Source organism: Pyruvatibacter mobilis, from assembly GCF_012848855.1.
Classification (GTDB): Bacteria; Pseudomonadota; Alphaproteobacteria; order CGMCC-115125; family CGMCC-115125; genus Pyruvatibacter; species Pyruvatibacter mobilis.
Map to the genome: position 1 here is coordinate 1915559 of NZ_CP051630.1, position 21962 is coordinate 1937520.

The 21962-nt window shown below is 65.6% G+C and carries 20 protein-coding genes; 3 read left to right on the plus strand and 17 right to left on the minus strand.

Annotated elements, in window-relative coordinates; all coding sequences use genetic code 11:
* Nucleotides 1-3 precede the first annotated feature (3 nt).
* Nucleotides 4-1398, minus strand: coding sequence for a CoA transferase (locus HG718_RS08930; RefSeq protein ID WP_160587383.1), 1395 nt, complete (start codon nucleotides 1396-1398; stop codon nucleotides 4-6).
* A gap of 181 nt (nucleotides 1399-1579) precedes the next feature.
* On the opposite strand from HG718_RS08930, the gene HG718_RS08935 reads away from it, so the two are divergent.
* Both HG718_RS08935 and HG718_RS08940 read left to right on the plus strand, forming a co-directional pair.
* Nucleotides 1580-2824, plus strand: coding sequence for a CaiB/BaiF CoA transferase family protein (locus HG718_RS08935; protein ID WP_160587382.1), 1245 nt, complete (start codon nucleotides 1580-1582; stop codon nucleotides 2822-2824).
* Between the two features lie 44 nt (nucleotides 2825-2868).
* Nucleotides 2869-3903 (plus strand): D-cysteine desulfhydrase family protein, encoded by a 1035-nt coding sequence (locus HG718_RS08940; protein WP_244617678.1) that lies wholly within the window; start codon nucleotides 2869-2871, stop codon nucleotides 3901-3903.
* 11 nt (nucleotides 3904-3914) lie between these two features.
* Here HG718_RS08940 and HG718_RS08945 read toward each other — a convergent pair whose 3' ends face one another.
* Both HG718_RS08945 and HG718_RS08950 read right to left on the minus strand, forming a co-directional pair.
* On the minus strand, nucleotides 3915-4724 hold the full coding sequence (locus HG718_RS08945) for an enoyl-CoA hydratase/isomerase family protein (RefSeq protein WP_160587380.1): 810 nt from the start codon (nucleotides 4722-4724) through the stop codon (nucleotides 3915-3917).
* A 106-nt stretch (nucleotides 4725-4830) separates the two neighbouring features.
* Nucleotides 4831-6255: a hypothetical protein gene (locus HG718_RS08950; protein WP_160587379.1), complete on the minus strand. Its 1425-nt coding sequence runs from the start codon at nucleotides 6253-6255 to the stop codon at nucleotides 4831-4833.
* Between the two features lie 216 nt (nucleotides 6256-6471).
* Here HG718_RS08950 and HG718_RS08955 point away from each other — a divergent pair, with 216 nt between their 5' ends.
* Entirely contained in the window at nucleotides 6472-7851 is a 1380-nt protein-coding gene (locus HG718_RS08955; RefSeq protein ID WP_160587378.1) for a YihY/virulence factor BrkB family protein, read from the plus strand.
* Nucleotides 7852-7956: 105 nt separating this feature from the next.
* On the opposite strand, the gene HG718_RS08960 is transcribed toward HG718_RS08955, so the two are convergent.
* The 14 genes from HG718_RS08960 to HG718_RS09025 form a co-directional block, all read right to left on the minus strand.
* Nucleotides 7957-8439, minus strand: coding sequence for a glycine zipper 2TM domain-containing protein (locus HG718_RS08960; RefSeq protein ID WP_027839105.1), 483 nt, complete (start codon nucleotides 8437-8439; stop codon nucleotides 7957-7959).
* A 249-nt stretch (nucleotides 8440-8688) separates the two neighbouring features.
* Nucleotides 8689-10047: an ATP-binding protein gene (locus HG718_RS08965; RefSeq protein ID WP_160587377.1), complete on the minus strand. Its 1359-nt coding sequence runs from the start codon at nucleotides 10045-10047 to the stop codon at nucleotides 8689-8691.
* Nucleotides 10037-10708 (minus strand): response regulator transcription factor, encoded by a 672-nt coding sequence (locus HG718_RS08970; RefSeq protein ID WP_027844294.1) that lies wholly within the window; start codon nucleotides 10706-10708, stop codon nucleotides 10037-10039. The genes HG718_RS08965 and HG718_RS08970 overlap by 11 nt, the downstream gene beginning before the upstream one ends.
* Before the next feature lie 17 nt (nucleotides 10709-10725).
* Nucleotides 10726-11124: a PepSY domain-containing protein gene (locus HG718_RS08975; RefSeq protein ID WP_160587376.1), complete on the minus strand. Its 399-nt coding sequence runs from the start codon at nucleotides 11122-11124 to the stop codon at nucleotides 10726-10728.
* A gap of 123 nt (nucleotides 11125-11247) precedes the next feature.
* On the minus strand, nucleotides 11248-11919 hold the full coding sequence (locus HG718_RS08980; protein WP_160587375.1) for a nitroreductase: 672 nt from the start codon (nucleotides 11917-11919) through the stop codon (nucleotides 11248-11250).
* A 29-nt stretch (nucleotides 11920-11948) separates the two neighbouring features.
* Nucleotides 11949-12983, minus strand: a complete 1035-nt coding sequence (locus tag HG718_RS08985) for an acyl-CoA dehydrogenase family protein (RefSeq protein WP_244617671.1) — start codon at nucleotides 12981-12983, stop codon at nucleotides 11949-11951.
* Nucleotides 12984-12989: 6 nt separating this feature from the next.
* A complete protein-coding gene (locus tag HG718_RS08990) occupies nucleotides 12990-14141 on the minus strand; it encodes an acyl-CoA dehydrogenase family protein (RefSeq protein ID WP_160587374.1) in 1152 nt (383 codons plus the stop codon).
* Nucleotides 14142-14218: 77 nt separating this feature from the next.
* Nucleotides 14219-15019, minus strand: a complete 801-nt coding sequence (locus HG718_RS08995; protein ID WP_160587373.1) for an SDR family NAD(P)-dependent oxidoreductase — start codon at nucleotides 15017-15019, stop codon at nucleotides 14219-14221.
* Nucleotides 15016-15816 (minus strand): SDR family NAD(P)-dependent oxidoreductase, encoded by an 801-nt coding sequence (locus HG718_RS09000; RefSeq protein WP_160587372.1) that lies wholly within the window; start codon nucleotides 15814-15816, stop codon nucleotides 15016-15018. The genes HG718_RS08995 and HG718_RS09000 overlap by 4 nt, the downstream gene beginning before the upstream one ends.
* Nucleotides 15817-15950: 134 nt before the next feature.
* Nucleotides 15951-16142 (minus strand): hypothetical protein, encoded by a 192-nt coding sequence (locus HG718_RS09005; RefSeq protein WP_027844301.1) that lies wholly within the window; start codon nucleotides 16140-16142, stop codon nucleotides 15951-15953.
* Nucleotides 16143-16286: 144 nt separating this feature from the next.
* Nucleotides 16287-16742 carry a hypothetical protein gene (locus HG718_RS09010; protein WP_027844302.1) on the minus strand — a complete coding sequence of 152 codons (456 nt, stop codon included), beginning with the start codon at nucleotides 16740-16742 and terminating at the stop codon, nucleotides 16287-16289.
* A gap of 208 nt (nucleotides 16743-16950) precedes the next feature.
* Nucleotides 16951-17352 carry a 3TM-type holin gene (locus tag HG718_RS09015; protein ID WP_160587371.1) on the minus strand — a complete coding sequence of 134 codons (402 nt, stop codon included), beginning with the start codon at nucleotides 17350-17352 and terminating at the stop codon, nucleotides 16951-16953.
* Nucleotides 17353-17403: 51 nt separating this feature from the next.
* On the minus strand, nucleotides 17404-18108 hold the full coding sequence (locus HG718_RS09020; protein WP_160587370.1) for a DUF2793 domain-containing protein: 705 nt from the start codon (nucleotides 18106-18108) through the stop codon (nucleotides 17404-17406).
* The gene (locus tag HG718_RS09025) at nucleotides 18101-21937 is read right to left on the minus strand and encodes a baseplate multidomain protein megatron (protein WP_425300170.1); all 3837 of its coding nucleotides are present in this window, start codon (nucleotides 21935-21937) and stop codon (nucleotides 18101-18103) included. The genes HG718_RS09020 and HG718_RS09025 overlap by 8 nt, the downstream gene beginning before the upstream one ends.
* Nucleotides 21938-21962 lie beyond the last annotated feature (25 nt).

Sequence of the window (21962 nt, forward strand, 5' to 3'; positions counted from 1 at the left end):
TCGTCAGCGCCAGGCGGGACGGCTGTTGCCTTGCGGCTCCGGCGGCAGGTCCCAATGGGATGGCGTTGCGCTGAGGCTGTCAGCGGGGCGGAGGAACCGCATGGCGCCGAAGGGCGTATCCCGCGTATCCGACAGCTCCGCGGCCTCTTCTTCCGTCACGGGGTCGGCCTTGCGGTGGTTGGTGGCTCCCAGATCCATCATCCACATGGCGGTACGGCTGAGAGACACGCGGACATGCCAGCTGCCGCCGTCACGCGCCTGGCGGCGGAGGCCTGCGAGCGCACCGAAGGCGGCCAGGTAGCCGGTTGTGTAATCGGTCGCCGCAGCGGGCATGAGCTCCGGCACAGCCGCCTCGCCCTGGGTTTCATCCGTATGCCACCGGGCCATGCCCGTGGTGCTCTGGGCCAACTGCTCCCAGCCCGCACGGGCGGCGAAGGGGCCGTCATGGCCGTAGCAATTGATGGACACATAGACGATGCCCGGTCGCAGTTCGGCCAATTCCTCTGGCCCCAGGCCGTGACGGGCCAGCGCGCCGGGCCGGTAGCCCTGGACGAAAAGATGTGACGTCTCGGCAAGGTCGCGCAGGGTCTCCGCGTCGTCCCTGTTGCCGAAATCAAGTGTGGCGAAGCGCTTGCCATGACCCGTATCCATCACGAAGGGTTCGATGGTGGGCAGGTGGGCGGCTCCGACACGCAACACATCCGCGCCGTGGGACGCAAGCGTACGCCCGCAGGTCGGGCCTGCCAGCACGCGCGTCATATCCAGCACGCGGAGGCCTTCCAGCGGGCGGCCCGACGTGGCCGGCAACGGGCGTGCGGGGGCGTCTCCGATACGGGTGAGTTCCACCAGCGGCGCGGTGGCGAGGTGCCTGCCATGGGCGTGGGCGGCCCACTCTTCCCGCGAGCGGACGACGGCGCCGCACAGATTTACATAGGCAAGCGCGTCTTCCAGGGCGACGGCGTCCCACTTGCCGACCGCTTCGGCAATGGCGTCCTCGGACAATTCGCAATCCAGCAGGCGCAGAATGCCGTCGCGCAGATGGGGAAAGCCGCCGTGGAGGTGAATATATTTGCCGCAAGCGGCACGATAGATGCCGATGGTGGGGTTGGTGAGCGCAGGACGCAGCACCATTTCGCCATCGAGCCGCATATGGAGAAAGCCCAGCAGCGATGCCGCAGCGGCGCGCGTGTTGACCGTCAGGCTCTGGCGCTGGAGCCCCCTGTCGGCCCCCACTTCCTGCGCCATGGCTGCAGCGGCTCCGAGGGCCCCGGCGGCGGCATCGCCCACGCGCAGGCAGGACGGATAGACCGGGTCCGCGCCATCGAAGCTGACGGAAAGGGGCTGCGCTGCCACGTCACCCGCCTGCCGCATCACCTGCCGGTATGCATCGCCTGCCACTGATCGCCTCCCCACCTGCCGTTGCCGCCGACACTGCCTGTCAGGCAGTCTGCCACGGCGTGCGCGACTCGGTCAGTATGGTAGCCTGTTCGCGACAGAGGCATAGAGAAGATGTGGCCGGATACCGGGTTTTGCGCCGGTGGCGGATCAATTGCATCCCTATTCAGAAGAGACGTTCCAGATGAGTGACACCCCCTCCCCCGCCCCGGCAGGCACCCCGGCATGCGGCGGCCCTTTAGCCGGCCTCCGCGTCCTGGATTTCGGCCGCTACATTGCCGGGCCCTTTTGCGCCACGCTGCTGGCCGACATGGGAGCGGATGTCATTCGCGTCGAGCGCCGTGACGGCAGCGAGGACCGCTATGTGCAACCCATCGTGCCGGGGGCCGCGCCGGGCGAAGGGGGCGAAGGCTCCATGTTTCTGCAGATGAACCGCAACAAGAAGAGCATCACCCTCGACCCGATGCACGACGCCGGACGCGAGGTGGTGCAGCGCCTGGTGACGACGGCCGACGTGGTGGTGGCCAACCTGCCGCCGGCGACACTGACCCGGATGGGGCTGGATCTCGACAGCCTGCGCGCGGTGCGCGATGACGTGATCCTCACCACCGTCTCAGGCTTCGGGCGGGGTGGCCCGGACAGCGAGAAGACGGGGTTTGACGGGGTGTTCCAGGCCATGTCCGGCGCGGCCTATCTGTCGGGCTTCGGCGACGCGCCGGTGAAGAGCTATGCGGCATGGGTGGATTTCGGCACCGCGGCGTTTGCAGCTTTGGGCACAATGGCGGCGCTGATGGAGCGCGGCAAATCAGGCAAGGGACAGATGGTGGAAGGCGCGCTGCTGGGCACCGCGCTCACCTATTTCAATTTCCACCTGATCGAGCAGCAATTGCGCGGCACCGACCGGGTGGCGAGCGGCAACCGCAGCCAGTATGCAGGCCCGGCAGACTCCATCCGCACCAAGGATGGCTGGATTTTCGTGCAGGTGCTGGGCACGCCCCTGTTCAAGCGCTGGGCGCGGCTGATGGGCGAGGAGCACTGGCTGGAAGACGCGCGCTTCAAGGATGATCTGGCGCGTGGCGACCATGGTGAGATCCTCAGTAAGCGGACGGCGGAATGGGCGGCGCAACGCACAACCGAAGAGGCGCTGGCCGAGCTCGAGGCTGCGCGCATTCCCGCAGGGCCGGTGCTGAAGCCTGCTGACGTGCTGACGCACCGGCATGTCAACGAGGCCGGCTTCTTCACGCCGGTGGAGTTCCCCGGCATGCCTGAGCCTGCACCGGTGACGGGCTTTCCGGTGCGGATGACCGAAAGCGACGTGGGCATCCGCATGCGCCCGCCCCTTCTGGGTGAACACACGGACGACGTGCTGGCATCACTCGGCTATAGCGCTGACGAGATTGCGGCCCTGCGCGACGCCGGGGCCATCTAACGGACAAATCAACCCACAGGACTGCGACCGGAGCGGGGGACGTGATGGACAGCCAATTCGACAAGATCAGCCGGGAAGACTTGGCCGGACCTCCGACGCCGCTTATGGAGATGGCGCGCTTCAAGGCGGCACTTGAGACAACCGGTGTCACCTGCCCGCGCCTCTTGGTAAAGCGCGAGGACCTGACGCAGACAGCGGGCGGCGGCAACAAGATCCGCAAGCTCGAATATCTGCTGGCCGACGCGAAGGCGAATGGCGCGGATGTGGTGATTACGGCGGGGGCTGTGCAATCCAACCATGTGCGGCAGACCGCAGGGGCTGCAAGCCGGCTGGGCCTTGACTGCGTCGGCCTGCTGTTCTCGACGGTGCCCAATGAGAGTGACGCCTACCGGACGTCCGGCAATGTGCTGCTGGATGACATTTTCGGGGCCGATATCCGGGTGTTCCCCGGCGACGCGAACGGGCGCGAGGTTTTTGACGAGGTCATCGGGGAAATGGTGAAGGCGGGCCGCAAGGCCTATGTCATTCCCGTGGGCGGGTCGAGCGACGTTGGCTGCCTTGGCTATGTGCGGGTGTTCCGTGAACTGATGGAGCAGACCGCGAGCACAGGCGGCATTGATCACGTGGTCGTGGCCAACGGGTCTTCCGGCACGCAGGCGGGGCTTGCGGCCGGTGCGTCGCTTTATGCACCGCAGGTGATGGTGCACGGGATCAACGTGCTGAGCCCGGACGGCGAAAAGGCCCGCGAGACCACCGCGGCCCTTGCCGGTGCCACGATGAAACGCGCCGAGCCGGACAGGGCGATGTCGCTGTCGGCGGATGAGATCATCCTGCACGAAGGGTTTCTGGGCGAAGGCTACGGCATGCCGACCCCGGAGATGGTGGCAGCGCTGCAGCTCGTGGCCCGCACGGAGGGACTGCTGCTTGACCCTGTTTACAGCGGCAAGGCGATGGCCGGGCTGATCGCCCTTATCCAGGTGAGGACGTTTGCCGCGGATGAGACCGTGGTGTTCATGGCCACCGGCGGCACGCCCGGCCTGTTTGCCTATGCGGACGCGCTGCGCAGCCCGGCAGGCTAAGCCCTGCCTGCCTAGAGCGGGCTGTGGGGGTTGAAGACCGGCGGCCGCTTTTCCTTGCGGGCATTGATAGATTCCCGCGGGTCAGGGCCGGTGAAGCCCAGCATCTCCAGTGCCGTTGAGGCATCGAAGGCGGGGCCGAACATGCGCAGCACATTGTTGAGGGCATATTTGGTGAAGCGCATGGCGCTGGGGCTGCCCTCGGCGAGGCGGGTGGCGATGTCGATTGAGGTGGCTTCCAGCTCTTCCTCCTCGACCAGCCGCGACACGAGGCCGATGCGCTCGGCCTCCGTGCCGTCGATCGGTTCGCAGAGCATGAGATAGTATTTGGCCTTGGCCATGCCGCAGAGCAGCGGCCAGATCAGAACCGAATGATCGCCCGCGGCGACACCCAGGCGGGTGTGCCCGTCGACGATCTTGGCGTTGGGGGTGGCGATGGAGATGTCCGCCAGCAGTGCTGCCGCAAGCCCCGCCCCGACGCAGGGTCCGGTAATCGCGGAGACGATGGGCTTGTTGCAATTGGCGATGTTGTAGACGAGATCGCGGGCCTCCTTCCACAGGCCGGTGAGGGCCGTGAAGTCATCCAGCACCTCTTCGATCATCTGGAAATCACCACCAGCGGAGAATGCCTTGCCGCGCCCGCGAAGGATCACCGCGTTGACGCTGTCGTCACGGTCGATCTCGTTCCACACATAGGTGAGCTCGCGATGGCCATCCGCGTTCAGCGCATTGAGGCGGGCTTCATTGTCGATGGTGATGCGCAGCACCCGGTCGTGGGGCCGGTCGAAAGAAAGCTGGGAATAGCCGTCATAGGAAGTCGCCATCTGCGTGATGCCTCACCTGAATTGCCTGTTGTTGCGCGCCAGCATACCGGCTGATGCGGCAAGGCAAAGAGGAAAGAAGTAGCAGACTGACAGGCGCCTCCTAGCGTCAGGCAATGGCGCTTTCGACGGCGAGAAGGCCCCGCTTGCGCAGCAGAGCAGCCTCTTCCGCGTTGCGGAAGACATCCACCACGCTTACGACTGCTTCGAGATATGCCTTGCCGCGCTCGCGGATGGCAGCGTCCTCGGTGCGCAGCTCATCGATGATGGTGCGCTCATAGTCTTCAAGATATTTGTCCACGTCAGCGATGGCCGCATTGAGCGCCCCCACGAAGGAGCCTGCCTCAGCAAAGCGCCGCGCGCCTTCAAGGAAGCGGACGGTGTTGACCGCGTTGGCAACAAGCCCTGGTTCCAGCTCGCGCGACAAATTTGGACGCTTGGGGCCCGACCGCCCGAACCGGCCGGTGGAGCGCAGGGGCAATGCTTTGTAGATATGGGTGGGAGCCTTATCCATCCGCTCCCGGATGATTTCGGACACGGCACCGCGCGCGCTCATCAGGCGGGTGGCCCAGGCACCATCGCGGCGCACACCGATCTCCTCCGTTACACCGCGGGAAATGCGGGTGAACTGGCGCAGCTGGTCAAGCGTCGTGTCAGGATCCTGCGCCGGGTCTACGGTCTCGAGGCAATCAACCGCGTCTTCCATATCGCAAAGCAGCAGCTCGCCGACGATGGAAATGTCCGTCCGGCTGATCAGCACATCGGTGTTTGTGTGGGCCACGCCCTTGACGATGCGGAACATCTGCCAGGGCTTCTCGAGATGGCGCATGGCAATGACGGCCGCATAGGGGGCTGCGTCAGGCTGGTTGTGTGCGAGGATCTCGAACAGGTCACGCACCCGATTTGCCAGTTCCGAGGTGAGATCGGGGATGTGCTTCGGCAGCCCTTCTTTGAAGGTGCGCAGATGAGGCGCCGCATTCAGCAGCAGGCCCATCTCCGCCGCATCCTGCAGAACCTCCTCGCCCCCCAGTTTCTCTGCCACGGCCCGCCTCGGCTTGCTGTCGGGACGCAGTTCCTCAAGCTTTTCACGAATGGCGACGGCGCAGGTCGCATGAAGCACGTCAACCGCGTTTGCCAGCGCTTCTTCGTCTTTCGCCAATGTGTGTTCGACAATCAGTTGTGAAATCTTAGCCAGCGCGTCGGGGATCAGGTCTTCAGACAGCCATTGCCAGACGGGCATGATGGAGGTACGGGCCACGCGGCCCCGGTGCTTCTTGCCGCCGCGGCGGTTGACCAGCAGTTCCTCGAACGGCCAGCACAGATGGCGGACGGGTGTCGGGGCACCGCCGCGCTTCTTGCTGGCCATGTCACGTGCCTGGAGGCGCGGCCGCAGGGCTGCGAGAATGAGATCATGAGGCAGCTTGCCGCCCGAGAGCCTGTCCCGCTCCAGCGCGCGCGTGAGCTTGTCCGCTTCCGCATCGCTAAGCTGCGAAAGGGCAAGCTGAAGCTGCTCGACTAGGCTGCTCTCCGACACGGGTGACCCGCCTCTATACGGCTTTCCCCGTGGAAAGCCTGTTTCCGGCCACGCCCGACAGCCGGGCGCAAATTTGGTAGAGTAAACACCAGGCAAGCTTAACAACGGCTTTCCTAAAGCGCGGTCTTTACCCGGGGTTAACCAAACTCACGGGATCGATATCGTGAGTGAGCCCAGACCTAGGCCTGAATTGTTTCAGGCATGTGAGAGTGTGAGATGACCCTGAGCGACCTGACCAACCGGGCCTGGTATTTCATCTGGGACGCCCCCTTGGACGGCGCGCCGTGGTGGCAGCGGCAGGCGCAGCACATGTTGCGCATCGCAGGCGTGCTGATCCGCGATTTTTCGTCCGGAACGCTCAATCTGCATGCCATGAGCCTCGTCTACACGACCCTGCTGGCGCTGATCCCGGCCCTGGCGATCGTGTTTTCGGTGCTGAAAGGCTTTGGTGTCGACCGGGAGCTTGAAGTCTTTCTGACAGAATTCCTGGCACCGCTGGGCAGCCAGGGGTTGGAAATCCGCGACACTATCCTGCGCTTCGTCGAGCAGGTGAATATCGGCCTGCTCGGCTCGGTCGGTATCGCGGTGCTGATCTATACGGGGGTGTCGCTGCTGCAGAAGGTGGAAGCCGCCCTTAACGAGATATGGCAGGTGCGGCGGCTGCGGCCGCTGGCGCGCCGCTTTTCGGATTTTGTCAGCGTGCTGCTGGTCGGCCCGATCCTGATGGTGGTTGCCATGGGCCTTATGGCCAGCGTGGCGGGATCTGCCGCTGTTGACGGGATCGGCGGGGAATCCATGCAGGCCGTGCTGTCGGAAGTGTCGCGGCTGGTGCCTTACTTCCTGGTCGTGCTGGTTTTCATGATCATCTACATGGTCATTCCAAACACGCGGGTGACGCTGACAGCGGCCTTTGTCGGCGCGGTGGTGGCCGGCCTTGCCTGGAACATTGCCGGCTGGGCATTTGCGAGCTTCGTGGTGACATCAGCCCGCTATGCCGTGATCTATTCGGCTTTCGCGTCGCTCATTGTCTTCATGTTCTGGATGTATGTGGGCTGGCTCATCCTGCTCGCGGGCGCAGGCATCGCATTTTATCATCAGAACCCGGCCTATCTGACGCGCAGCGCGGTCTATCGCCTGTCCATTGAAGCGCGGGAGCGCCTGGCCCTGGACATTGCCTATCTGGTGGCAGCCGCGTTCGAACGCGGGGAGACGCCGTGGACGTCGCAACGGCTTGCGCGGATCATGCACCTGCCGCTGCCGCCAGTAGAGCGGGTGATCAGCTTCCTGCTCCAGGAGGGCATGCTGCTGGAAACCGGTAGCGACGTGCCGGGGCTTGTGCCCGCGCGCCCGCTGGATCGGATACCGGTGGAAGAATGGCTGCGCATCGTACGGCAGGGCGCTGAAGGTCATGCCCAATTGACCCTGCGCCCCGGGGCGGAAGTGATCGTCGACAATGACAAGCTTGGCCCGCTGATCGACAGGCTGGATGAGGCGCGCCGTGATGCGCTTGACGGCCTGACCCTGCGCGACCTCGTGACCGGCACGCATGAGGCCAAGCCCGTGACGGACAAGGTGGCCTCCATCTCGAAATCCTGAAGGGCCTTCCCTGCCCTGCGGCCAAAAGAAAACGGGGAGGACTTTCGTCCTCCCCGTTGACTTGCCATAGGCCGGGAAGCGGTCACTGACGCGCGCGTGGGTGCCCTAAATGGTGCGCCAGCTTCCATCCGGCATACGGCAGGCCGTTGCGTAATTCTGATAGGGGCCATTGGGGCCGTAGAACGTGCTTTCGATCTGCTTGCACTGGCGGCCGCCGTGGTTGTAGGCCGGGCCCGCCTCGAACTGGCCGTGATGGCCGGAGCGCGGGTTGCGCCAGTGGACGGGGCCCTGGCTGTAGATCGAGTCCGAGTAGGCACGCTCCGCATACAGCGCGTCGGCCCGGTCGAGGCTCTGGCCCGCGCTGCCGCCGACGGCAGCGCCCAGAAGCGTGCCGACACCCGTGGCGATGAGCTGACCGGAACCTGAACCGAATTGCGAGCCAAGGAGGCCACCGGCTACGCCGCCGATGACCGCGCCGCCCACCGTCTTGGGGCCGTAGCCGTTGCTGCCATAGCCGCCGCCATAGGTCTGGCAGGCGCCAAGGGCGAGTGCACCGGCAATGATTGCTGCGAGCTTGATGTGTCGCATGGTCTTCGCCTTCCTGTTGCGCCGGTTTCCTGCCCTCCCGACGGGACGGCTGAACCGGATTTGAGTTTCGGATGACGCCACGGGCCTGAAAAAGCGCCGGGCATGAGGGGCAAATCGAGGAGGCGGTCCAACCGGGCCGTCCGCGCCATCCGATGAACAAAGATTAGGGAAGATGAATTGAGGCAGCGCTGAACCGCGCATTCATATGCGGTTCATGATGCGGCTGCAGGTGCCGGCTTGCGCTTGTTCTCAGGCTGCACGCGGCAGGATGAGCACGGCCTTCACGCCGCCGAGGGGGGAAGCGTCCAGCTTGAACGCCCCGTCATAGAGGCCTGAGATATCATCAACGATGGACAGGCCGAGGCCGGAGCCGGGAACGGATTCATCCAGGCGGGCGCCGCGCTTGAGCACACGGGCGCGTTCTTCCTCGGTGAGGCCGGGGCCGTCATCCTCTACAGTAATTGTCAGGCGGCCGGGGTCATCCGGTGTGGGGGCCGCTGAGAGTGAGATGCGGCCTTCCGCCCATTTGAAGGCGTTGTCGAGAAGGTTGCCGAGCAGCTCTTCCAGATCCTGCTTTTCGCCGCGGAAATCCAGCCCTTCCGGGCAGGTGATGGTGACATCATAGTCCCGGTCGCGGTGAATGCGTTTGAGGGTGCGGACGAGGTCTTCGCTGACGCCCGCGACCGAGGCACGGGCGCCGAGCACGCTGCCGGAAGCTGCTGCCCGGGCGCGGACGAGATAATGGTCCACCTGGCGGCGCATGAGACCCGTCTGGCGGCGCACGGTCTCGGCCAGTTGGGCGCTGTCACCGGGAGAGACGGCTTCGTTGGTCAGCACGCTCAGAGGCGTCTTGAGGGCATGGGCGAGATTGCCCACATGGGTGCGGGCGCGGTCGACCACCTGGGCATTGTGGTCGAGGAGCATGTTCACTTCCTCGACGAGCGGTGAGATTTCAGACGGGAAATCGCCGGTCAGCCGCTCAGCGCGGCCGGAGCGGATATCGGCAAGGCCGGTTTCGACGCTGCGGAGGGGACGCAGGCCGTAGCGGACCTGCACCAGCAGCGCGCCGATGAGGCCGAGCAGCAGCACGACAACGGCCACAGCGAGCGTGCCGTTGAAAGACTCCGTCTCGCGCTCGATCTCATTAGCGGCACCGGCGACGATGAAGGTGAAGGTCCGGGTGTCGCCCGGCAGGGTGACGTCGCGGGCAACGAGGCGCAGGCTCTGGCCTTCCGGGCCCATGGCTTCGCTGCGGCGGGGGCCGGGCTCTTCGCGCCGGGGCGGCACGGGCAGTTGCTGGTCCCAGATGGAGCGCGAGCGCAGCAACACCTGGCCGGTGCCGCTTTCCGTGACCTGCCAGTAGAGGCCGGAGAAGGGGCGCTCGAAACGCGCCTGGGTGAAACGGCGGCGCAGGACGAGGCGGCCTTGGGGATCTATCTCCGCGTCGGCGATCAGGCCGCCGAGCAGCACGTCCATGCGGGCATCGAAACTGCTTTCGACGCTTTCACGGAAAGCGGAGGCGAGCAGGAGCCCGCCGCCGATGAGCAATATGGCTGTGAGAAGCGCTGCCCCGGCGACCAGCCGGAAGGCAAGCGAATCAGGCCGCATCTTCCGGCTGAGCGAGGCAGTATCCAAGCCCCCTGACAGTCTGGATAAGATTGACGCCAAGTTTCTTCCGTACGCGGCCGACGAACACTTCGATGGTGTTGGAATCACGATCAAAGTCCTGATCGTACAGATGCTCCACCAGCTCGGTGCGGGATACAACCCGGCCCTTGTGCATCATGAGATAGGCCAGCAGGCGGTATTCAAGCGCGGTGAGCTTGACCGGCGTACCGTCCACGGAGACGCGGGCGGCGCGGGTGTCGAGCCGCAAGGGGCCGCATTCGAGTTCTGATGTGGCGTGGCCGGCGGCGCGGCGCACCAGGGCACGCAGGCGGGCCAGCACTTCTTCCACGTAGAAGGGCTTGGCGACGTAGTCATCGGCGCCGGCATCGAAGCCCGCCACCTTGTCGCTCCAGCGGTCGCGGGCGGTGAGAATCAGCACCGGCGTCTTGATGCCCGCACGGCGCCACCGCTCCAGAACCGTAACGCCGTCGATGGCCGGGAGACCAAGATCGAGCAGGATCGCGTCATAGGGTTCGGTCTCGCCCAGGTAATGGCCTTCTTCACCATCGGCTGCGGCATCCACCGCGTAGCCTGCATCGGTGAGCACGGTCACCAGCTGGCGGGAGATATCCGCATCGTCTTCAACTACAAGGACACGCATCGGTCTGCCTCGTCTTGCTACCGCCCGCGCACATCAAGCACGCGGCCGGTCTTTCCATCCACGATCACGACAACGACTGCATCATTGGCCCGCAGCATCTTGAGGCGGTAGACGCCGGTGCGGTCGTTGAGATCGACCTCCAGCAATTCACCACCGCCGATCTCGCGGCGGGCGATACCCAGAACGGTTTCCAGCGGCAGAACATCGGCCCGCTGGACCATCTGCCACTCACGCCGGTCCGGCTCCGCTGCGCGGTGCTGGCGGACACCCACTTCCATTTCCGTGCGGGCGGACGCAGCCGCCGGCATGGCGCCCGTGGCCATCATGGCCGCGAGGACCAGGAGGGCCGCAAGGCCTGCACGCCGCAGGGAGGTTGCGGCGTTGGAGGGGGTGATATGTGCGATCGTTGTCCACATGATTGTGGAGTCCTAACGAGGCGAGCGTGAACCCGGCATGAACATGAACAGGCGGCGGCCTTCACGCAGCAAAGGAATCCGCCACGAAAGGACCGCCGCCTCTCATTACACCATCAATCGGCGTCAGATGCCCTTGAAAGTCACGAATTCCTCAAGCGGCGCCCGATCCGTGCGCAGGGCATTGATGGGCGCGTCAGGGTCGCGGTAGCCGAGACCGAGGCCGCAGAACAGCATCTGCTCTTCGGGGATGTTCACGAACTCGCCAATGGTCTTGTACCAGATGGCCCAGGCTTCCTGCGGACAGGTATCGAGGCCGTGCTCACGCGCCAGCAGCATGATCGACTGGATGAACATGCCCAGATCGGCCCACTGGCCTTCCTGCATGGTGCGGTCGATGGTGAAGAACAGGGCGACGGGCGCGCCGAAAAACTCGAAATTGCGGGCGAACTGGGTGAGACGGCCGACCTTGTCCTCCCGCGCCACGCCGATGGAAGCGTACATGTCCTCGCCGACCTTGAAGCGACGGGAGCGGTAGGGCTCCTTCAGCTTAGGCGGATAGACATTGTACTCCGAGCCCTCACCCATGGGATTTTCCGGCAGCTTGGAGGCGATGAGCTTCTTGAAGCCGGCCAGCTCTTCGCCGCCGACCACATAGACGTGCCAGGGCTGGAGATTGCCGCCGGAGGGCGCGCGCTTGGCGGTCTCCAGGATCTCGATGATGGTGTCGCGCGGGACCGGGGTGTCCTTGAAGGCGCGGCAGCTGAAGCGGCTGTCCAGGGCTTCCGAGACTTTCATGGGAATTCCTCTTGTTCGGGTAATGAATGCTAGCGCGCGGTGACGGACGCCCACAGGGCCTTGCCGCCATCGGCGATGGCCTGACGGCCGAGGACGCGCGCCCAGTGGGAAGCGCCGCCGAATTCAGGCCCCCAGGACCACAGGCGGCGGGTCCAGAAATGCAGGCCGTGCTCATAGGTGAAGCCGATGGCGCCATGAGTCTGATGCGCGATTGAGGCTCCGAGCTGAGCGGCATCAGCGGCCCGCAGCTTGGCGGCAGCGATCTCGAAGGCCGCATCGGTGGGGTCGGCGCTCATGGCGCGGGCGGCGACATCCGCCGCCACGCCGACGGAGGCTGCATGGGTGGCCATTTCGGCCAGCTGGTGCTGGATGGCCTGGAACTTGGAGATGGGACGGCCGAACTGCACGCGTTCACCGGCATATTGCATGGCCTGTGCGAGCGCTGCCTGAAGCGCCCCGGCGATGCCGGCCGCCCGCATCAGTGCACCGGCCTGCATGGCGGCATCCTGCGGCAGGGCGGCCTTGCCTGTCGCGGTCACAGCACCTGCGGCCGTCACATCAGCGACCGGGTCGCGGGCGATGGAGGCGGCAGGCTCAGCAATGGTGACATCGGACAACAATGCGACCGTGACGCCGTCACCAGCAGGGGCAATGGCCACCACATGGGCCGCTTCGGCGGCGTAAGGCACTTTGCGCATGGGGTCTGCGAGGCGGGTGTCCGCCCCCTCGCCTTTCAGCTCGGCCGGGCCGAAAGTGAGCGGGCCGTCCGGCACGTCAAGGCCTGCCTGATCTAGGAACCAGGCGGCGACGATGGTTTCAGCCAAGGGAAGCGGGACGGCGTGCAGGCCACAGGCCTTGAGCAGCACCATGGCATCGCTCCAGGACGCGCCTGCGCCACCGCGCGCTTCGCTGACCAGGATGCGGCAGAAGCCATTTTCCTCCACCGCCTGCCACAGGGCCTGCGGCCAGGTGCCATCTTCGGCGGCGATGCGGGTGTCCTTGGTGAGGTTGTCCGTAAACAGACGGTTTGCCGTATCGGACAGGATGGTCTGGAACTCGTTCATCGCCGCTTACCTCAGGCCCAGGCCGCGGGCGATGATGCCGCGGAGAATTTCACGGGTGCCGCCACGCAGGGAGAAAGACGGCGCGTTCTGCACGAGATATGCAGCGGCTTCATCAAGCCCGCCTGTGCCCAGATGGAAGGGCCGCTCAAGCAACTCGGTCGCAAGGCCGGGGATGCGCTGCTCAAGCACCGCACCGAGATCCTTGACCACGGACGCTTCCAGCGCCGGGTTCTGACCTGCTTCCAGCATGCCGGCGACGGAGACCGACATGTGGCGAAGCGTGGAGAGTTCGGCGACGAGGCGGCCGATTTCGACTTCTGCCCGCTCGCCGACATCATCGCGGTCGGAGAGTTCTTCGACCAGTTCAGCTACAAGGGGGTAGCAGGAGAGGTAGCGCTCGGGGCCGGAGCGCTCATAGGCCAGTTCGGCGGTTACCTGGTTCCAGCCACCGCCAACCTCGCCGACACGCTGGCTGTCGGGCACCAGCACGTCCTCGAAAATGACTTCGTTGAAATGCGCGTTGCCGGAAAGATCCTTGATGGGGCGGACCGTGATGCCCGGCGTATCAAGGTCCACGAGGAACTGGGTCAGACCGCCATGGCGATTGCCTTCTTCCGTCGACGTGCGGAACAGGGCAATCATGACGTGGGATTTGTGGGCGCCGGAGGTCCACAGCTTGGTGCCGGTGACGCGCCAGCCCTCATCGGTGCGCTCGGCCCTGGTGCGGACAGAGGCAAGGTCGGAGCCTGAATCCGGCTCGCTCATGCCAATGCAGAAGAAGCACTGACCGGAGGCGATGCGAGGCAGGTATTTCTGCCGCTGTTCCTCGGTGCCGTAGTTCAGAAGCAGGGGGCCCGACTGGCGGTCGCCGATCCAGTGGGCGGCGACGGGTGCGCCCGCGGAAAGCATTTCCTCAAGCACCACATAGCGCTCGAGCGCCGAACGCTCATGGCCGCCATACTGCTTCGGCCATGTCATGCCGATCCAGCCGCGCTCCCCCATCTTGCGGCTGAAATCAGCGTCCCAGCCCATCCAGGTTTCGGCGCGCTTGCGGGCGGGATAATCGGTCAGTTCGGCGGCGAGAAAATCGCGCAGTTCCTGACGGAGGGCCTGCGTGCCGTCAGGCAGATCGCAGGGGTCGAAGCGGAAGGTTTGCATGGCGTGATCGAGCGTTTCCGGCCTGAAGGCATTGAGGTTTTGCGGGACTGTGCCCCGCCTTTCACACCCAATTCAAGCTAGAGCGCGAGGGCTGCCGCGCCACCATCGACCCGCAGGTTCACCCCGTTGATATGGGCGGCCGGATCGCTTGCCAGAAAAACCACCGCTGCCGCTACGTCCTCGCGGGTGGACATGCGGCCGGTGGGGTTGCCGCCGCCCATCTCCTTCATGGCGCGTTTTTCTATCTCCGCCCAGTCGTCACCCCACCCCTTGCGGGCGGCGCGGGCGCGGAAATGCGCTTCCACCTCGTCTGTGCGGATCAGGCCGGGGCTCACCAGGTTAACGGTGATTCCGTGGCCGCCGAGCTCGCGGGCGAGGCTTGCCGAAGCTCCGGCAAGGGCGCTCTTCGCCGCATAATAATGGGGGGTGCGGGCGGGCGGCTGGATGGTGCCCAGCGTGCCGAGATTGACGATGCGGCCCCAGCCGCGCGCCTTCATGCCGTCTGAAAGGCGGATCGACAGGCGCACCATGGAGAGCACGTTGCGCTCATAATCGGCATGCCATGTCCCGGGGTCGCTGTCTTCCCAGCGGCCGGGGGCGACGCCGCCCCAATTATTGATGAGCACATCCACCGGGCCACCCTCGCAGGCAGCGATGGCGGCATCCGCGCCTTCATCGGTGGTGAGGTCGCCATGGGCGGCGATTGCGTCGTGCCCCGCGGACCGCAGTTCCCCGACAGTTGCATCCGCGTCACCGGGCGCGGGCCCGTGGACGATGACCTGCATCCCCTCTTCGGCCAGCAGCCGCGCGATGACGGCGCCGGTGCCGCGATGGGCACCGGACACAAACGCCGTCTTTCCATCGAGGCCGAGCTTCATCGGGCGGTCAGGCCGCCATCGACGATGAGTTCGGCACCGGTGACGAAGGCAGAATCATCGCTGGCCAGATAGACCACCGCATTGGCCACATCCTCCGGCATGCCGAGGCGGCCGAGCGGATGCATCATGGTGATGAGAGCCGTGCCCTCATTGCTGGAAACGCCCAAGGCATCGGACATCTGCCCCACGAGGTCACGGCCCATATTGGTGTCGATGACGGCGGGGTGCACGGAATTGGCGCGCACCTTAGCCTCGCCTTCCGCGCCTTCGAGGGCGAGGGATTTCGTCAGCAGGCGGACGGCGCCCTTGGATGCGTGGTAGGCGGTGCCATTGGCCGCGCCGATGATGCCGGCGACGGAGGACAGGTTGACGATCGAGCCGCCGCCACGCCACTTGCCGGCGCGCTCCCGCAGCAGCGGCAGGGCCGCGCGGCAGCCGAGAAAGACGCCATCGACGTTGATGGACATCATACGGCGCCAGTCATCCATCGAGGTTTCGCCGATGGGCTTGCTGTAATAGATGCCGGCATTGTTGACGAGGATATCAAGACCGCCGAAGCGTGATTTTGCCTCGGCCACCACGGCGCCCCACTCCTCTTCGGAGGTGACATCATGGTGCATGTAATGCGCCTTGCCGCCCTTGTCGGCGATGGCGTCCGCCGTCTGGCGGCCTTCGTCATCGAGGATGTCGGTAAGCAGGATTGACGCGCCGGCTTCGGCCAGGCGCTTGGCGGTTTCAGCGCCGAGGCCGCGGGCGCCCCCGGTCACAAGGGCGATTTTTCCATCACAGCGGTTCATCCGCTTTCCTCCCGATTTGTTTTCGGGCGGGATGGTGCGCAGACGCGGGGCCGGGGTCAACCGGACAAATGGCACAGGGGGAGGGAAAGGCGCCGCGAGGGGCGCCTGGAAGGATCAGCCTTTCCGGCGGGAGGCTATTCGCCCGCGAGGCTGGCAGCGGACACGATCACGCGGGGCGTGTCGTAAGAGCCGCCATAGGTCACGCCCACATGCAGACCGGCGGCAAAGGCCGCACCGGTAGTGCACATCAGCGCCGCACCCACGATGAGGGTGGACAGGCGCGGTGCACGGCGCTTGGGCGATGAGAACATCATGCGTTTGGACATTGGTCGTCTTCCGTTCAACCCGGAACGGAAGACGTATCTGCCTTGTGCCGTTCCGGCGGGTCCGGACGAATTTCCGGATCACACAGGCAAGCACTATGTCCGAAGGGGCTTAAAAAAACGCAAACCGGTGAACGGAAAATAACGCTAAATGCTGCTGCCCTGCTCGCGGCAGAAAAAGTGATCGCCGATGAGGGCCGTGGGAATCATCTGCGCGGACCAGGACGGCGTTTCGGAATGCAGGTGACAGGCTGTTGCGCCATCGACAAGGTCTTTCTCCTCTCCCGCAAAAACGCGGCAGATGCTGGCCATAGCGCGGAAATGGGCGCGGGTGAGCTGGGACGGCACACCCACCGCATGGCCGGGCGGACAGGAGAGCTGCCAGCTGCCATCACCGAACAGGGGGTGGGCCGGGTTGCCCTTGCTGACATGGGCCAGGGCGTGGTCACGCCGGTTGCGGATCATCTGTGCTAGGGCCACGTAGGAATCTTCCGGCCCATTGCCCGCGAGACTGACCACCACGCAGGTCATGAAGAGAATGTCGTCATGCCCGGGCGGGCCGGCGACATCGGGGGGCGGCAGGTGGCGGATCGGCGTTGGCACCAGGGGATACCCTGTTTCTGACGGTTATCGGCCGGCGACAGGGGCTCACCCCCGCCTCGCCAAACGGAAATAGGATTTTAATCCTATACCGCTTCTGCAACCGGGTTCAATCCCTGTTCGCCTTCCTCATATGGTACAATTCTATCTTAAGTTGTTAATAGGTTGTATTGGGTTGATGGGTAATCGAGATACCCGCGCCGACTGCCCCTCAGGGACGGGCAGCCCAGTTGCGGACCGCCTTTTCCGTTGACCGGCCAATGACATACCCGCCGACGCCGACGGTGAGCAGGTTCCACATGGGCTCCGGCAGGGGCAGGTGCACGGCGACGCCAAACAGGAGCTCCATGTAGGGCGCCAGCAGGTAGTTGTTGATCAGGATGGCCGTGATCGACAGCATCAGGACAGGCCGCCACTGGGCAGCAAGCGGATGCTCGCTGCGGGCTTCGGCCTCAATGATGGCGCCGGCGGCACGGGCCAGCTCCCCCTCCCTCTCCAGCGCAAGACGCTGCAGATCCTGCTTCAAACGGGCGGCGAGATCGCGGTCGGACACCGATTTGTCGATCAGTCCGGCGACGGGGCCTGTGAGGAAAGACAGAATGGCGGACAGCATCGGGAGGCTCCCTTGGCGTTTTCTGGGCGTTATCTGGGCGCTACCTGAGCGCTACTGGAAATCGGGGATCTGCAGGCGGGCGATATGGGCGGAGACCTGGACGCTGCCCCCGGTGAAGGGCACGTCCGGCGAGGTGAAACGGATCGGCGTGTCTGCCCAATAGACGATGGGCTGGGCGGGGCCGTTGAGCTGGGAATTGAGGCCGGTGCCGATGCCGTTGCCGAACCGCTGCGCGTCGCCGCTGACACCGACGGCAAAGCTGGCCGGGCCCGTGACCGGGTCCGTCACCAGGCAGGTGACACCGAAGAGAAGCGACCGCTGGGGGATGACGATGGCGGTGTCCGACGTGACAGCAGCGTCAAGCACATGAGTTTCGGCAATGGCATCGAAGAAGAGGGCCGAGCCGAAGGACGTGATCGCATGGCCCTGCCGCCAGCGGCCGTGCAGAAAGCGGGTATCGCTGCCCTCCTCCACGACAAGGCAGCGCCAGCCCTCCGGCGGGGGAAAGAACCGCCAGGCCCCGTCGTGCCAGGCGGCAATGCTGTGATCGTTACCGGCCCAGTCGCCGGTGGCGGCGGCAGGCACGAGGTAGCGGTCACCCTCCCCGGGGATTGCAGGTGGCGCGGTGAGGCTGCGGCTGATCACAGATAGCTGCACAAGCGCGTCCAGCATCATCAATGCATCGTTGTGGGTAACGTGCTTCTGCGCCTGGGCCGGGGCGATGACAGGCAGGGAGAGGGACGGCGTCTCAGACATGGAAGGTGGCCTCTGCTGGGGTGCCGGGGCCGTAAGCCCGGCTGATCTGCGCGATGGTGACTGTCAGCACGGTGACCGGCGCGCCGGTATCCGCAAGCTGGTCAGCGGCGGTGTAGGTGAAGGCGGGCGTGGTGGTTTCAGCCGCGTGGATCACGGTGCCGCCCGCGCTTATGGTGAGGGCATAGCGCTCCGCGTCCTCCCCGACGGGGACGTCCAACGGTTCCCACGCATCGCCGTTGATCCGGGTGCGGCGTATCCAGGTGAGGTGAATGTCACCGGCGGCATCGCGGCAGGCATGAAGGTGGACAGGCGACAGCGGCCGCAGCCCCCTGCCTGCCAGCGTGATCTCGCGGGCCTGATAGGCCGGGTGAGAAATGGCGGCGGGGGCCGGTCCGTAGCGCCACAGGAAGGGAAAGCCATGCTCCTGTTCTGACAGGGAAGGCTGACGCAATGGGCCGCCGAGCAGCACGAAACGGGCACCGGCTGCGCGCAGCGGATGCATTTCGGGCTCAGACCCGGCCTGGCCGCGCAGGAGATGGGACAGCTCGTATGTGTCCGGGGCGATGAGATCGGCCTCACGGAACTGGATGACTTCGAAGCCGGTGGCCTCGTCGCCGATTACCGCGGCGTTGGCCCCGCCCATGAGCGCCGTTGTGGAAACACTCTCAAGCGTGCCGCCATAAAGACGGAGCTGAAGGCGGTTGGCGCGGTCCCACCGGCCGACGGGCCCTGCCGGCAGATCCGCCAGCACCTCACCCATGACAGCGGGCGCCGGCAAGGCGGTATCGAGCGTGAGATCATCCGGCGAGGTGCCGCGATAAAGAGCAACGCCGCCCGGCCAGGGACTGGCTGTGGCGGCGATGAAGGGGGCGTGCGGCACCTGGCCGTCGCGCAGCATGGGCAGATCCAGAAACAGGAGCTCAACCGGGCCGAAGCTTGCAACCGCGGGGCCTGCTGCACTGCGATCGGGCGCGCTTAGGGGGCCGAAGATGCCGGGCTCGGCGGCCAGGGCTTCCGCAGCCCGGAAGGGGCCATCTGAAATGCGCATCAGGCGCAGAATGTGGCTGCGGCCATTATGGGCGCAGGTGATGCTGTCGCCGGGATCAACGGCGAGGGCCGAGGGCGGCAGGGCGAAGGATGCCTGCTCTCGGGCGATCCAGCTGTCCTGCAACCCCGTTTCGGCGATGCGCAGGGCTTCCTCCTGCCGCAGGACCACCGGCAGGGCTGCGCCCGTGACCCTGTCAGACTTCACCGTCTGGCGCTGCACGCCGATGGCGGCCTGCCGGTAGCCCGTGTCCGCTTCGATGTAGGAGAGCTTGCTGGCGGCGGGCAGATCCGTCTCCTGGGCGCGGGTGAGGCTCAGGGGCGGGGCGGCGCTTCCGGTTTCAACGGCCAGGGTGTCGGTGCTTGTGGTCAGCACGGGCTGGCTGCCGCGGTGGATGAAGCGGATCACGCCCTCGCTTTCCACCGCGTCGAAGAAATAGGCGCGCATGAGAGGGCCAAGGGCGGCGCGGGCGCTCATGGCGCGGTCGATGATGTAGCCGTCGACGAGGCCGGATAGTCCGCTTACGTCATAGTCACCAAAGCCCTGCGCCTCCATCAGGACCGCGACGAGGCGGCCGAGGGGGACGGCACCGAGGCGGCCGGTGAGCCAGTGGCCCAGGCGCCAGTTGTCGCCGTCGCTCCACAGGCGGGTGGCCTGGGGGAAAGCGGGCCAGGGGCGCGCGTCCCATGTCCAGACATGGATGGCGTCCGGATCGACCATGCGGCCGCCATAGAGCGGCGAGACGGGATTGTCAGCCTCATCGAAATCCGCCGACGAGGGGTGCCAGTGGGCGTGGTGGGCGAGCAGGAACTGGCGCTGGATCACGTCGTCGCGCAGGCCGCGCGAGAAATGGGGCAGATGGCTTTCGGCGGATTTGGTGTCGAAGAAGACGTTGGGCTGATTGGCGCCACGGTCCACCGCCGGGCAGCCGAGCTCGGTGAACCAGATGGGTTTCGAGCGGGGGACCCAGGCCGTCTGGCCGCCGGTCTCAGTGCCGCCGATGCGGTTGACGTGCGGGTTGGACCACCAATTGACGAGGTCCTTGTAGCGGAAGACCCAGGGCTTGCCTGCAGCACCATCGGTAATGGGGGTACGGGTCTGGGCGGTGCGGTCCGCGTCGGATGCATAGAACCAGTCAAAGCCCTCGCCGCCTGCAATGTTGCCGCGCAGATAGGCCAGGTCCTGGGTGGACGGGGCACCCGCGAGGGCATCGAGGTGCCCCTGCCCGTCCCGCCAGTCGGCCAGGGGCATGTAATTGTCAATGCCGATGACATCGATATGGGGGGATGCCCAGAGGGGATCGAGATGGAAGGTGACGTCGCCTGATCCATCCGTGGGCTGGTGGCCGAAATATTCGGACCAGTCAGCCGCATAGATGAGCATGGTAGCGGGGCCGAGGATCTGACGGACATCGGCGGCGAGCTGCTGCAAGGCGGCGACGGCGGGGTAGCCGGTATTGCCCCGTACCCAGGTGAGGCCCCTCAGCTCGGTGCCGATGAGGAAGGCCGCGACGCCGCCTGCAGCCTTGCACAGATGGGCGTAGTGCAGGATCTGCCGGCGATAGGACCATTCGGGCGGGCCGGCATAGGTGACATTGGTGCCGGTGACCGTGAAGTCGCCTGGCCGGGCTGACCCGAAGAAGGCTGCGACTTGCGCTGCCGCAGCCGCCGACCTGTCCGGGGAGCCAGGCTGGCCGGGCGCAGGATCGACGGTGATGCGGCCGCGCCAGGGATGCTGCGGCTGACCAATGAGGCCCGTATAGGGATCCGCCAGCACATTGCCGGGCGGGATGTCCATCATGATGAAGGGATAGAAAGTGACGGCGAGGCCGCGGGCGGCAAGGTCCTGCAGGGCCTCGATCACGGAGGTGTCCGACGGGGTGCCGCCATAGGCCGGGCGGCCGTCGATGGTGGTGACCAGGTCCGCCGACTGACGGTCAAGGCCGGAGACGTGCCAGGTGGCGGGCGTTGTTGCCTGCCCCGCTTCGACCACCTTGGGGCGCAGGGTGCAGGTGCCGGCACGCAGATCATCGCCGAACCAGGCCACGATAAGCCCGGCGCGGGCGAGGTTCGGGCAGGTGTCCTGCAACTGGTCGATGGCCACGGTCCAATCGGTGGCACCGAGCGCGTTGTTGGTGTTGAGGGGTTCTGAAACGCCACCAGGGAACAGACGGGTTTGCGGCGCGGGGCTGTAGCCGAACTCAGTTGCGCCGGGGATGATGGTGACGGCGCGGATGAGGCTTTCAACGTCGTTCAGGGCACGGAACACTTCCACCTGCAATTGCGGCAGGCGGTTACCGTAGGGCGCAAGCGGCAGGCGCTCGAAGACCACATAGGCAAGACCGCGAAAGGCGGGGACGCGGCCTGCCCCTTCCACGGCTTCGATCAGCGGATCCGGACCTTGCGTCTCCGTGCCCGTGTGCAGGCGCCAGGCAATCTGGCTCAGATCCATCAGCTTGCCGTCGGCCCAGATGCGGCCGATGCGGGTGATGGGGCCTTCGCACAGGCCGAGGGCGAAATTGCCGAAATAGCGGTACTCGATCGTGGTAATGCGCTGGGTCTGGGTGGTGGTGGCGCCGCTGCCGCTGCCGCCCTTGCCGCCTCCTGAAGAAGACGCCGTGGCGGTGGATTCAGTGACCGTCTCGACGATGTCCTCATCGAAATCGGTGGCCCAGATGAGCTGGCCGGACAGACGCGCCCGCCCGAAGGCGCGGGGAATGGGCGCACCTTCGCTGGAGGACATGACCTGCACGTCCGAGAGGCGCGGGCCTGCTGTAAGGCGCAGGCCGGCTGTGTGGGCGAGCCGGTTA